Source organism: Mesorhizobium sp. LSJC280B00 (assembly GCF_000502835.1).
GTDB lineage: Bacteria > Pseudomonadota > Alphaproteobacteria > Rhizobiales > Rhizobiaceae > Mesorhizobium.
In genome coordinates, this window is sequence record NZ_AYVL01000033.1 from 1 (window position 1) to 12,608 (window position 12,608).

General features: G+C 63.6%; 11 protein-coding genes and 2 pseudogenes. 4 read left to right on the plus strand and 9 right to left on the minus strand.

Annotation, left to right across the window (positions count from 1 at the left end; translation table 11 throughout):
• Positions 1–86: 86 nt before the first annotated feature.
• The 8 genes and pseudogenes from X773_RS68915 to X773_RS68945 all read right to left on the minus strand — a co-directional run bounded on the left by X773_RS68915 (position 87) and on the right by X773_RS68945 (position 6,987).
• Entirely contained in the window at positions 87–1,085 is a 999-nt protein-coding gene (locus tag X773_RS68915) for an ABC transporter ATP-binding protein (RefSeq protein WP_023679835.1), read from the minus strand.
• Positions 1,086–1,100: 15 nt separating this feature from the next.
• Positions 1,101–2,156 carry a Gfo/Idh/MocA family oxidoreductase gene (locus X773_RS68920; protein ID WP_023679836.1) on the minus strand — a complete coding sequence of 352 codons (1,056 nt, stop codon included), beginning with the start codon at positions 2,154–2,156 and terminating at the stop codon, positions 1,101–1,103.
• Between the two features lie 92 nt (positions 2,157–2,248).
• Positions 2,249–2,626 (minus strand): DUF4304 domain-containing protein, encoded by a 378-nt coding sequence (locus X773_RS75425; protein ID WP_023679837.1) that lies wholly within the window; start codon positions 2,624–2,626, stop codon positions 2,249–2,251.
• Positions 2,623–3,462 (minus strand): carbohydrate ABC transporter permease, encoded by an 840-nt coding sequence (locus X773_RS68925; RefSeq protein WP_023679838.1) that lies wholly within the window; start codon positions 3,460–3,462, stop codon positions 2,623–2,625. Before X773_RS68925 ends, X773_RS75425 begins: the two co-directional genes overlap by 4 nt.
• An 8-nt stretch (positions 3,463–3,470) precedes the next feature.
• Positions 3,471–3,935 (minus strand): annotated as a pseudogene (locus tag X773_RS68930) (sugar ABC transporter permease); the annotation flags it as partial.
• A gap of 3 nt (positions 3,936–3,938) precedes the next feature.
• Positions 3,939–4,525: pseudogene (locus tag X773_RS68935) on the minus strand (sugar ABC transporter permease); the annotation flags it as partial.
• A 240-nt stretch (positions 4,526–4,765) separates the two neighbouring features.
• Entirely contained in the window at positions 4,766–6,025 is a 1,260-nt protein-coding gene (locus X773_RS68940; protein ID WP_023679841.1) for an ABC transporter substrate-binding protein, read from the minus strand.
• A 2-nt stretch (positions 6,026–6,027) separates the two neighbouring features.
• On the minus strand, positions 6,028–6,987 hold the full coding sequence (locus X773_RS68945; protein WP_031212743.1) for an N-acetylmuramic acid 6-phosphate etherase: 960 nt from the start codon (positions 6,985–6,987) through the stop codon (positions 6,028–6,030).
• A 199-nt stretch (positions 6,988–7,186) separates the two neighbouring features.
• On the opposite strand from X773_RS68945, the gene X773_RS68950 reads away from it, so the two are divergent.
• From X773_RS68950 to nagA, 4 genes are read left to right on the plus strand one after another with little or no spacing between them, the layout of a single operon-like run.
• Positions 7,187–8,068, plus strand: a complete 882-nt coding sequence (locus X773_RS68950; protein WP_023679843.1) for an N-acetylglucosamine kinase — start codon at positions 7,187–7,189, stop codon at positions 8,066–8,068.
• Positions 8,065–8,847: a GntR family transcriptional regulator gene (locus tag X773_RS68955; RefSeq protein WP_023679844.1), complete on the plus strand. Its 783-nt coding sequence runs from the start codon at positions 8,065–8,067 to the stop codon at positions 8,845–8,847. The genes X773_RS68950 and X773_RS68955 overlap by 4 nt, the downstream gene beginning before the upstream one ends.
• Positions 8,844–9,875 carry an SIS domain-containing protein gene (locus tag X773_RS68960; protein ID WP_036239401.1) on the plus strand — a complete coding sequence of 344 codons (1,032 nt, stop codon included), beginning with the start codon at positions 8,844–8,846 and terminating at the stop codon, positions 9,873–9,875. The genes X773_RS68955 and X773_RS68960 overlap by 4 nt, the downstream gene beginning before the upstream one ends.
• Positions 9,872–11,044, plus strand: coding sequence for an N-acetylglucosamine-6-phosphate deacetylase (gene nagA, locus X773_RS68965; protein WP_023679846.1), 1,173 nt, complete (start codon positions 9,872–9,874; stop codon positions 11,042–11,044). The genes X773_RS68960 and nagA overlap by 4 nt, the downstream gene beginning before the upstream one ends.
• A gap of 2 nt (positions 11,045–11,046) precedes the next feature.
• Here nagA and X773_RS68970 read toward each other — a convergent pair whose 3' ends face one another.
• Positions 11,047–12,570 carry a malonyl-CoA synthase gene (locus X773_RS68970; RefSeq protein WP_023679847.1) on the minus strand — a complete coding sequence of 508 codons (1,524 nt, stop codon included), beginning with the start codon at positions 12,568–12,570 and terminating at the stop codon, positions 11,047–11,049.
• Positions 12,571–12,608: the final 38 nt, after the last annotated feature.

Here is a 12,608-nt window from a genome sequence, read left to right on the forward strand (position 1 = left end):
ATCTCCCTGCTTCGACCATCATCACAGAATCACCAATCGGCTTCTGTGCAAAGGTCTCACAAGGGGAGAAGGGGAGTCGGCGCCTGCTATTTCAGCACCTTCCCATCGGCTCCAAACCGGTATGTCTTCGCCGGATCCGGCGTCGCGTAGAGCGTGGCACCAGGTTCGGCGTTATAGACGCCAAAAATGCGCACTGTGATCAAGCCGGCCTTCTCGCAGTCGAGATAGAGGTTGGTGTCGGCGCCAAGGTGCTCGGCATGGACGACCGTGCCTTTCCAGGCGCCGGACTTGGGATCGACGGTCAGATGTTCGGGACGGACGCCGATGGTCTTTGCCGTTTCGCCAAGCCTGGCGCCGTCGACGAAGTTCATCTTCGGTGAGCCGATGAAGCCGGCGACGAATTCATTTGCCGGCGAATTGTAAAGCTCCATCGGTCCGCCGATCTGCTCGATCCTGCCCGCATTAAGGACCACGATCTTGTCGGCCAGCGTCATCGCCTCGACCTGGTCGTGGGTGACATAGATCATCGTGGCCTTCAGCCGGCGATGCAATTGCGCGATCTCCAGCCTGGTGTTGACGCGCAGTGCGGCGTCGAGGTTCGACAGCGGCTCGTCGAACAGAAACAGCTTGGGCTCACGCACCACGGCGCGGCCGATGGCGACGCGCTGGCGCTGGCCGCCGGAGAGCTCGGCCGGCCGCCTCGAGAGGTAGGGCTCCAGCGACAGCATCGAGGAGGCGATGCCGATGCGGCGGTCGATCTCGGCCGCCGGTGTGCCCGCCTGCTTGAGGCCGAGGCCCATATTGTTCTTCACCGTCAGATGCGGATAGAGCGCATACGTCTGGAACACCATGGCGATGCCGCGTTTGGCCGGCGGGGTGGCGGAGACGTCCGCCCCGTCGATGACCACGCGGCCCGAGGTCGAGTCCTCCAGCCCGGCGATGACCCTCAGCAGTGTCGACTTTCCGCAGCCGGATGGACCGACGAAGACGACGAACTCGCCATCGGTCACCTCGAGGTTGATGCCCTTCAGCACCTCGACCGGCCCAAAGGCCTTTTTTACGTTCTCGATGTTCAGCGAGCCCACGGCGTCGTCCCTGTTCTAGAGTTTCACGGCGAGGCCGCTGCGCACGCTCTCGTCTGCGGCAAGGCAGACGGCGAGCGACTTCACCGCGTCGTCCATGTGACGGGTCAAGTCCAGATCCTCGCGGATCGCCTTCAGCACAAACGCCTGTTCCAGGTCGCAGAGGTCCTGATGGCCGGGCTCGCCTTGCATCGACAGCATCTCGTCCGGTTTGGCGAATTTGCCGTCGGCTCCGGTCGCCGCACTGTGCAGGCGGATGGTCGAGGTCTTGGTGTGGGTGTCGATGTCGTCGGACCTGACACCCTCCTTCATGACGATCGACACGCAGCCATTGGGCGAAATCACGTCTTTCACGAAGAAAGCCGTCTCCGAAATCATCGGCCCCCAGCCGGCCTCGTACCAGCCGACCGAACCGTCGTCGAACAGCACCTGCAGATGACCGTAATTGTACATCGACGGCGCGATCTCGTCGCTCAGCCGTAGCCCCATGCCGCGCACCTCGACTGGTCTGGCGTCGGTGATCTGCAGCATCACGTCGAGATAATGCACGCCGCAATCGACGATCGGCGATGTCGTCTGCATCAACTGCTTGTGCGTCTCCCAGCTATGGCCGGAGGATTGCTGGTTGAGGTTCATGCGGAACACGTAAGGGCCGCCGAGCTTGCGTGCCTCGGCGATCAGCCGGATCCAGGACGGGTGATGGCGCAGGATGTAGCCGATCACCAGTTTCTTGCCGTTGGCCTTGGCTGCCGCGACCACGCGCTCTGCATCCGCGACGGTGGTTGCCAGCGGCTTTTCGAGGAAGACGTGGCAGCCGGCCTCGAACGCCTTGACAGCATAGTCAGCATGGCTGTCGGAATAGGTGGCGATGCAGGCGACGTCGGGCCGTTCGTCACGCAGCGCCTCGTCGAAGGAGCGCCTGATGCCGTAGCTCGAAAGCCCTTCCGGCAGCGGCACATCGGAGCGGTTGACCAGCGCGGCGATCTGGAATCCCGGATTGGTGTGATACGCCAGCGCATGGCTGCGCCCCATGTTGCCGAGGCCGGCGATGACAACGCGAAGAGGTTGGTCCATTTCAGTTTGCCTTTTGTAGAGCGCGGGCTTTCAGGTCCATCCTAATACTCGATCCATACTCACTGGCGATCTGCAGAGCAGCCTTTTCGCTTTCACAACGTGCCAGAAGTCCGAACCCGTATGTATCGACCCCCCTCTTTGATCAGAGAAGACCTCCGGTCGTCCGGCAACGGACGATCCAGATCCAGCGCCTCGGTGAATGCCTTGGATTGCTCGCTAACCATCAGGGAGTTGACACGCCAGATGATATGACAGTTGTATTCCTTTGGTCGACGCTCGATCCCGAACCGAGTCAGCCAGACTGCTGCATTGAGATAGAACTGCGGTCCCCAGGCAGACTTCTGAAGGTTAAGCAGACAGACCGTTTCCGGCCATTCGCGATAATAGTTTGTTTGGCGAACGCCGCGGAATCTGTGGCGGATTGCCGACTCGGTGGGGCCTCGAATGATCGCGTCCCGACCCTCACTCACTTGACCGCCCCCGAAGTGATGCCGCGGATCAGCTGCCGCGAGAAGATGACGTAGAGGATCAGTACCGGCATGATTGCCAGCGACAGCGCCGCCAGGATGGCGTTCCAGTTGGTGACGAACTGGCCGAGAAACAGCTGGGCGCCGAGCGTCACCGTCTTGGTCTCCTCCGACGGCGCCAGGATCAGCGGGAACCACAGATCGTTCCAGATCGGGATCATGGTGAAGACGGCGACGGTCGCCATCGATGGGCGCACCAGCGGCAGCACCAGCCGGAAAAAGATGGTGTATTCGGACAGGCCGTCGATCCTGCCCGCATTCTTCAGATCGTCCGAGACCTGCTTCATGAATTCCGACAGGATGAAGACGGCAAGCGGCAGGCCTTGCGCGGTATAGACCAGGATCAGCGCCGTCAGCGTGTTGACTAGCCCGCTCGCCACCATCAATTGCAGGATGGCGACGGTGGCAAGGCGGATCGGGATCATGATGCCGAGCGCCAGATAGAGCCCCATCAGCGAATTGCCGCGGAAGCGGTATTCCGACAGCGAGAAAGCCGCCATGGCGCCGAACAAAAGCACGAAGAACAGCGAGGCGACGGTGACGACAAGGCTGTTCTGGAAATAGTGGATGAAATCGCCCTGGCCGATCACCGTCGTGTAGCCGATTAGATCGAAGGTTTTCGGCGTCGGCGGCGCCAGCGGCGCACCGAAGATGGCGGCGCGCGACTTGAATGAGTTGACGATGACGATGATTACCGGAAACAGCGCGATCGCCGTGTAGGTCAGAAGGATCGCATGCGCGCCAATGGTGCGGGGCAGCGAGCGGGTTGCCGTGCTCATGTGGCGCCTCAGAACTGGTAGCGACGCAGGCGCGTCTGCACGAGGAACAGGTAGACGCAGACGCCGCCCAGGATGATCAGGAACATCATCGTGGCGATTGCCGCGCCCATGTTGGGATCACCGATCTGCAACTGGAAGCCGAAGAAGGCGCGGTAGAGGAAGGTGCCGAGGATATCGGTTGAATAGTTCGGCCCGGCCAGCGCCCCTTGCGCTGTGTAGATCAGGTCGAACGCGTTGAAATTACCGACGAAGGTCAGGATCGAGATGATGCCTATCGACGGCAGGATCAGCGGCAGCTTGATCTTCCAGAACTGCGACATGCCGGTGATGCCGTCGCATTCAGCCGCCTCGATCACCTCTTCGGGGATGGATAAGAGCGCCGCATAGATCAGCATCATCGGGATGCCGACGAACTGCCACACCGAGATCAGGCTGAGCGCGGTCAGGGCATATTGTTCTTTGCCGAGCCACGGCGNGCCTCGATCACCTCTTCGGGGATGGATAAGAGCGCCGCATAGATCAGCATCATCGGGATGCCGACGAACTGCCAGACCGAGATCAGGCTGAGTGTGGTCAGCGCGTACTGCTCCTTGCCCAACCAGGGCGTGAACAGGCTCTTGAGGCCGACCAGATCGAGCAGATGCGGCGCCACGCCCCACAGCGGCGACAGGATCAGCTTCCAGGCGAAGCCGACAATGACGAAGGACAGGATTGTCGGCACGAAGATCGCCGTTCGGTAGAAGGCGGAGAATCTCAGCCGCGGGCTCGACAGCAGCGCCGCCAAAAGGACGCCGATCGGATTCTGCACCAGCATGTGGATGATGAAGAACCAGACATTGTTCCGGAGAGCATTCCAGAAGCCCACCGACCAGTTAGGATCGCCGAACAGCGTGCGGAAGTTTGCCAGTCCCACGAAGACTTGGGATTGGTCTATGTTGCGGAACAAGGAGAGCTGCAGCGTGCCGGCCAGCGGCAGGATCATGATCGCCGTATAGACCAGCACTGCCGGCGCCAGAAAGACGCCGATGTGCCAGCGGAACGGTCTTTTCGGTGTTGCGGCCATGAGTTCGGTCCCGCCGATCAGGTTCTTGCAATTGCCGTCAAAGGGCGCGGCGCCTCCCTCCCCTCGAGGGGAGGGTGCCTCGCAAAGCGAGGCGGGTGGAGTCGGCAGAGGCAGCGCGCTATCGTCGTTCGACCGTGCTTTCCAGCAGCGATCAAGCCGCAGCCTGCCTCGACCGACCCCCTCTGTCGCCTTCGGCGACATCTCCCCCCTCGAGGGGGGAGACAACGCTTCGCCGCACTCTTACTTCGCCGGCTTGTACCAGCTGTCGAGGCCGTCCTGCAGCTTCTTGGCGGCAGCTTCCGGCGTGTCGGTGCCGTTGATGACGTTGGCCGATTCAACCCATGTCTCGTTTTCGAGGTTCGGCGTACCGCGGCCCAGGATCTGGTAAGTCGAGCGGATCGTCGACTTGCACTTGTCGCGCCAGGAGACGAATTCCTGCGCCAGCGGGTCTTCCATCTTCACCGGCGTGTTGTTCAGGCTGAAGAAGCCCGGCAGCGCGTTGGCATAGATGGTGGCAAAATCAGGCGAGGCGACCCAGGACAGGAAGGTCTTGGCCGCGTCGGCGTTCTTGGACGCCGCATTGAGGCCCATGCCGATGTCGGTGTGGTCGGAGATGTAACAGGTGTCGCCGGCCTTCTGCACCGGCGGCGGGAAGGCGCCCATCTTGAACTGCGCCTGCGTGTTGAACAGGCCGATCTCCCACGAGCCGGCCGGGTAGATGGCGGCGCGGCCGAGCGTGAACAGGTTCTGGCTGTCCGGATAGGTCTGCGCCTCGAAACCGTCGCCAAGATAGGGCTTCCACTTGGCAAGCTCGGCATAAGGTGCGACCCACTGAGGGTCGGTCAGCTTCTGCTCGCCCTTGATCAGTGCGGCGCGGCCTTCCTCGCCCTTCCAGTAGTTCGGGCCGATGTTCTGGTAGCCCATGGTCGCGGCTTCCCAGAGGTCCTTGGTGCCCATCGCCATCGGGATGTAGGTGCCGTCGGCCTTGATCTTGTCGAGCGCGGCGAAGAATTCGTCGCGCGTCTCCGGCACCTTGATGCCGAGCTTGTCGAAGGCGTCCTTGTTGTAGATGAAGCCGTGGATGACCGAGGCCATCGGCACGCAGAATGTCGCCTTGCCGTCGTCGGTCTGCCAGGCCGACTTGGCCACCGGGGAGAAGTTCTCCATGCCCGGCAGCGCCGACAGATCGGCGAGGTTGCCCTTCTTGAAGAGTTCCAGCGACTTGTCGAACGGGCGGCAGGTGATCAGGTCGCCCGCCGAGCCGGCGGCGAGCTTGGCGCCGAGGGCGGCGTCATATTCGGTTGGCGCCGACGGCGCGAACACCACCTTGATGCCCGGGTTCTTGGCTTCGAAGGCCGGGATCAGCTTGTCCTTCCAGATGGCAAGGTCGTCGCCGCGCCAGCTTTCGATGTTGAGCGTTACGTCGTCGGCATAAGCCACCCCGGCGGAGCCGAGAATGCTGGTGCCGAGAAGAAGTGCCGTCAGTAGCTTCGTTGTCATGCTCAGTCTCCCTGTTGACCTTTTTCAGGTTCGGTTTTGATGAGAACAGAGGCATTGCGCCCCTTGCTCCCCTCGATCGCGGAAAGGGCCGGCCGCAGCTTGTGGCCGGTCCCTTCCAATATCTTCTCGGCTGCATCGGCGCTGGCGGCGCCGGCGGCGAGCAGAATAGCGGTCTTGACGACGCCGCCGCTCCTTTCGAGCAGGCGCGCCGCCTCGTCCTTGTCGCGCCCGCTGACGGCGGCAACGATGCGTGCGGCGCGGTCGCGCAGCTTGATGTTGTCGGCCATGAGGTTGACCATGTAGCCGTCATGGACATGGCCGAGATGGATGGCGGCGAGCGTCGACAGCATGTTGAGCGCGATCTTCTGGGCGGTGCCTGCGCCCATGCGCGTTGAGCCGGCAATCAGCTCCGGCGGCGTTTCGAGCAGGATGGCGATGTCGGCCAGCCGCAACAGCGGCGCATCCCTGTTGTTGGCGATGGCAATGGTCGCCGCACCGCGGCGCCTGGCGTCCTCGATCGCCCTGACTGCATAAGGTGTCGAGCCGCTGGCCGAGACGGCGATCAGGCAGTCGCCCTTGCCGATGCGGGCGGCGGCAACTGCTGCCGAAGCTTCCTCGGTGTCGTCCTCCGGCCCGCCGGCCAGTGTCTTGAAGGCCTCGTCGCCGCCGGCGATCAGGATGGCGATGCGGTCGCGTTGGATGCCGAAAGTGCCCGGCAGCTCAAGCGCATCGGCCAGTGCCATCAGGCCCGAACTGCCGGCAGCCGCATAGGCGAGCTTGCCGCCGCTTTTCAGTCTGCTTGCGATGATTTCGGCTGCCGCGGCAATGGCAGGAATGGCGCCGTGCACAGCCTTGGCGGCCTCGATCTGTGCGTTGGCCAACGAGGAAAGGACGGCTTCCGGGGCCTGGATATCCAGTCCCTCGGCATTCTGGTGAAGCGCTTCGGTGCGCGTTTCGGCCATCCGCTTTCCTCCAATCGAGAAAACCATACCAAAAAAATACCACTTGTCCACACGCATTAATGAAATCCTTGCGGCGGTGCAGGCCTGCGAACGCAATTGGCTGATTTTCCAACAAACTACGCCTTAACTTTTTTGAAACGGAAATTAATCCTTGGCTATTGGTATTTTATTGGTATTATCCGCCCGGAGGAGAAATCGCGTGAAATTCGTGCTCGGCATCGATGGCGGCGGCACCAGCTGCAGGGCGGCCCTTGCAACGGCCGACGGCAGCGTCCTCGGCCGCGCCAAAAGCGGTGCCGCCAACATCCGAACCGATCTCACCGGCGCCAGGACGAACATCGTCGACGCAGCGCAGCAGGCCTTTGTCGCCGCGGGCAGGGATCCCGCACTGATCCCGCAAACTCCGGCCGTTCTCGGTCTTGCCGGCGCCAATGTCGGCACCTACCGGCAGCAGCTCGAAGCGATCCTGCCGTTCCGCATCAGCCGCGTCGAGACCGATGCCGAGATCGCGCTGGAAGGCGCGGTTGGCTCAGGCGACGGCGCCATGGCCATACTCGGCACCGGCACCGCTTATATGGCGCGCAGACGAGGCAAGTCGCGCGCCATCGGTGGCTGGGGTTTTCAGGTCGGCGACCAGGGCAGCGGCGCCCGCATCGGCCGCGACCTGCTCGAGCAGACGCTGCTCGCCTATGACGGCATCCGCCAGGGATCGCCGCTGACGGAGACCATGCTCGCCATTTTCCGCAACAATCCCGAGGATGTGGTCGAATTCACCACCAACGCCAAGCCCGGCGATTTCGGCGGCTTCGCGCCCAAGGTGTTCGAACATGCCGAAAAAGGCGACGCCGTCGCTATCTGGATCCTCGACAAGGCGATCGCCGATGTCGAGGCAGCGCTTGGCGTGCTCGACCTCGGCGGCGACGATCCGCTCTGCCTGCTCGGCGGGCTGGCGCCGCTTTATGCGCCGCGCCTGTCGGCCCGCTACCGGGCGCTGCTGAAACCGCCGCTCGACGACGCGCTGGGCGGCGCGGTTCAGATGGCGGTTCGGATTTTCGCAAACACGGCGGAGGCAGCTCGATGAGTGAGGCCGCCGACCAGATATTTGCGGCGCTGAAACAATCGTCGCAGAGTGGCGCGCCGCTCTATCTGCAGCTCAGGAAGAGCATCGAGGATGCGGTCAAACGCGGGCTGATCGGACCTGGCGATGCGCTGCCTTCCGAGCGCGACATCGCTAGCAAGGCCGACATTTCGCGCGTCACCGTGCGCAAGGCGGTGCAGGACCTGGTCAAGGGCGGCATCCTCGTCCAGCGCCATGGTTCCGGTACCTTCGTTGCGCCACGTATGGAGCGCGTCGAGCAGTCGCTGTCGATGCTGACCTCGTTTACCGAAGACATGGCGCGGCGCGGCATGGCGGTGCGTTCGGCTTGGCTCGACCGCGGCCTCTATCCGCCGTCGCCCGACGAGATGATGGTGCTCGGCCTGGCGTCGAACGAATTGGTTGCGCGCGTGGCGCGCCTTCGTATCGCCAACGACACGCCGCTGGCGATCGAGCGCGCCTCGCTATCGACAAGCGTGCTGCCCGATCCGGCGGCGATTGGTTCGTCGCTCTACGCCGCGTTGGAAAAGACCGGCAACAGGCCGGTGCGGGCGGTGCAGCGCATTTCCGCCACCAATCTCGGCGATGGCGACGCACATCTGCTGGAAGTACCGCCGGGTATTGCCGGCCTGCACATCGAGCGTATCTCCTATCTGGCGAGCGGCAAGGTGATCGAGTTTACCCGCTCCATCTACAGGGGCGACGCCTATGATTTTGTCGCCGAACTCCGGCTGAGCGGGCCGGGCGAAGAGGGCCGGCCGTGACCGCAACAACGACCCATATGCGGCGCGAGATCGAGGAGATCCCGGAGGCCACCGCCCGCCTGCTCGATGGCTCGGCCGCGGTGCTGACGGAAGCTGGACGCGGCATTCGCGAGCGCGATCCGAATTTCGTCGTCACCGTGGCGCGCGGCTCGTCCGACCATGCCGCAACCTTCATGAAATATGCCGTGGAGTTGACCGCCGGGCTGGCGGTTGCATCGGTCGGCCCGTCGATCGCCTCGATCTATGGCGCCAAGCTGAAGCTGGGCGGCTCGGCCTGCCTGGCGATCTCGCAGTCCGGCAAGAGCCCGGACATCGTTGCAATGGCGCAAGCGGCGAGGACCGGCGGTTCGCTGACCGTCGCCATCACCAACACCGCCGATTCGCCGCTGGCGCGGGCTTCGGACTACGCGATCGACATCCTGGCCGGACCGGAGCGCAGCGTCGCGGCGACGAAGACCTTCGTCAATTCAGCCGTCGCAGGACTCGCCTTGATGGCGCATTGCACCGGCGACGAGAAACTCCTGGTGGCGCTCGCGCGCTTGCCGGAGCATTTTCGCAAGGCGATCGCCTGCGACTGGATGGCGCTGGCTGGGGCACTCGAGACGCCGAAATCGCTGTTCATTCTCGGCCGTGGCCCGTCGGCGGCGATCGCCAACGAGGCGGCGCTGAAATTCAAGGAAACCTGCGCCATGCATGCGGAAGCCTATAGTGCCGCCGAGGTCATGCACGGCCCGCTGGCGCTGGTCGGTCCCGGTTTCCCGGTGCTGGCTCTGGCTGCTCGCGATGCGTCCGAGCCATCGGTGGCCGATGCCGCCGACAGCCTGGCCGGCAAGGGCGCTGCCGTCTTTGTGACGTCGAACAAGGCAAAGAGCGCTCAGCGCCTGCCGCATGTCGCAACCGGTCATCCGCTGACCGACCCGCTGACGCTGATCGTGTCGTTCTATGGTTTCGTCGAGGCTTTTGCCCGCCATCGCGGCCTCGACCCCGACACGCCGCCCAATCTGCGCAAGGTAACGGAAACCCTATGAGCGACCGTTTTGCCCTGACTGGCGCCCGGATTTTCGATGGCGACGACTGGCACGACAATGCGGCGCTTGTCGTGCGCGACGGCCTCGTCGAGGCCATTGTTGCCGCCGGCGCCATTCCATCCAATGTTGCGCGTATCGAGACCGGCGGCGGCATGCTGGCGCCTGGCTTCGTCGATCTGCAGGTCAATGGCGGCGGCGGCGTCATGCTCAACGACCATCCCGACGTCGCCTCGATCGAGACCATCTGCCGGGCGCACGCACCCTTCGGCACGGCGGCGCTGTTGCCGACGCTGATCACCGACACGTCCGAGATCACCGCCGCGGCGGTTGCGGCCGGAGCCGAGGCGGCACGGAGGAAGGTGCCGGGGTTCCTGGGCCTGCACCTCGAAGGGCCGCATCTGTCGATCGCCCGCAAGGGCGCACATGACCCGGCTTTGGTCCGGCCGATGCTAGACTCCGACCAGACGATGCTGATCGCCGCACGGAAAAACCTGCCCGTGCTGCTGACGACGGTGGCGCCCGAATCCGTCGAGCCCAGCCAGGTGTCGGCGCTTAGCAAGGCCGGCATCGTCGTCAGCATCGGCCATTCCGATACCGGCTATGCCACGGCTCGCGCCTTTGCCGAGGCCGGCGCAACGGTGGTCACCCATCTGTTCAATGCGATGAGCCAGATCGGCAATCGCGAGCCAGGGCTAGCGGGCGCCGCAATCGATACCGGCACATTCTATGCCGGGATCATCGCCGACGGTATCCATGTCGATCCGGCCACCATGGCCATCGCCTTGCGCGCCAAGCAGGGGCCGGGCAAGATCCTGCTCGTTACCGATGCCATGGCGACGATCGGCACCGACATGACCTCGTTCACGCTGAACGGCCGCACCATCCACCGCAAGGATGGCAGGCTGACACTTGCCGACGGCACGCTGGCGGGCGCGGATCTCGACATGATTTCCGCGGTGCGCTTCATGCACCGCGTCGTCGGTCTCGACCTCGATGAAACCTTGCGCATGGCCTCGCTCTATCCGGCGCAGGCGATCGGCCAGTCGCACCGGCTCGGGCGCTTCGCCAACGGTACCGCGGCCAACATCGTTTCGCTGTCGGACGATCTGGACATTAAAAGCGTCTGGATCGATGGCGCCAGGGTTTTTGCAGGCAGCTCTGCTCGTTAGGGTTAGCCGGCTTTGGACGTATAGAGGTCCTTGTAGGCTTCGCGCAGCAGGTTCTTCTGCACCTTGCCCATCGTGTTGCGCGGCAGTTCGTCGACGAAGATCACCCGTTTCGGATGCTTGTACCTGGCGAGGCGCCCGGCGATGGCCTCGACGATCCCTGCGGCGCTGATGGTCGAGCCTGGCGCCCTCACCACGACAGCGGTGACGCCTTCGCCGAAATCCGGATGGGCAACGCCGATGACAGCGCTTTCGGCGACGCCAGGCAGCGCGTCGATCTCGCTCTCGACTTCCTTTGGATAGATATTGTAGCCGCCGGAAATGATCAGGTCCTTGCCGCGGCCGACGATGTGGACATAGCCGTCGGCATCGATCAGCCCGAGATCGCCGGTGATGAAGAAACCGTCGTCACGGAACTCCGCTTTGGTCTTTTCCGGCATGCGCCAGTAGCCGCAAAAGACATTGGGACCCCTCACCTCGATCATGCCGACATCGCCCTTGGCAAGTGTTTCGCCGCTCTCGGGGTCGGTGATGCGCAGGGAAACGCCGGTCAGGGGAAACCCGACCGTGCCGGCACGCCGCTCGCCATCATAAGGGTTCGACGTGTTCATGTTGGTCTCGGTCATGCCGTAGCGCTCGAGGATGGCGTGGCCGGTGCGCTCTCGCCAGGCTCTGTGCGTCTCGGCCAACAGCGGCGCCGAGCCGGAAATGAACAGGCGGATGTTTTTCGCCGCTTGCCGGTTCAAACCGTCCTGCTGCAGCAGGCGGACGTAGAATGTCGGCACGCCCATCAGCACGGTGGCGCGCGGCAGCAGCGAGACGATGCGGGCCGGGTCGAATTTGGTTTCGAACAGCATCGAGGCGCCGGCCATCAGGACGACATTGGTGGCGACGAAAAGGCCATGCGTGTGGAAAACCGGCAGCGCGTGAATCAGCACGTCTGCGGCAGTGAAGCGCCAGAGGTCGACCAGCACCCGCGCATTCGAGGCGAGGTTTTCGTGGCTGAGCATGGCGCCTTTCGAACGGCCGGTGGTGCCGGAGGTGTAGAGGATCGCAGCAAGGTCGTCCGGTCCGCGCGCCACGTCGTGGAAGTCCACGGCCGCCTCAGAGGCGCGATCGGTCAACGAACCCTCGCCCTTGCTGCCGAGTGTCGCGACCGCAGCGCCCGAGGCCTGCGCCAAAGCGCCGATCTCGGTCACTCGCGCCGGGTCGCAGACGATCAGTCGCGGCTCGGCATCCCTGAAGAAATAGTCGAGCTCGGTCAGCGTATAGGCGGTGTTGAGCGGCAGGAAGATCGCGCCGGCACGCAGACAGGCGAGATAGAGGAAAATGGCCTCCGGGCTTTTCTCGACCTGAACGGCGACGCAGTCGCCGGCTTCGACGCCCAGCTGCGACACCACATGTGCCAGTTGAGCGGAGCGCGCCAGCATTTCGCCATAGCTGATCGAGCGCCCGTCCTCTGCCTCCATCAAAAGGCGTCCGGGCGTGGGCATCCGGGCACGGAAAGCATCGAACAGATGGTTGCTCATAAGTCCCCCCGAGCGGCTGTCTCCGGCCGAACGGCGGC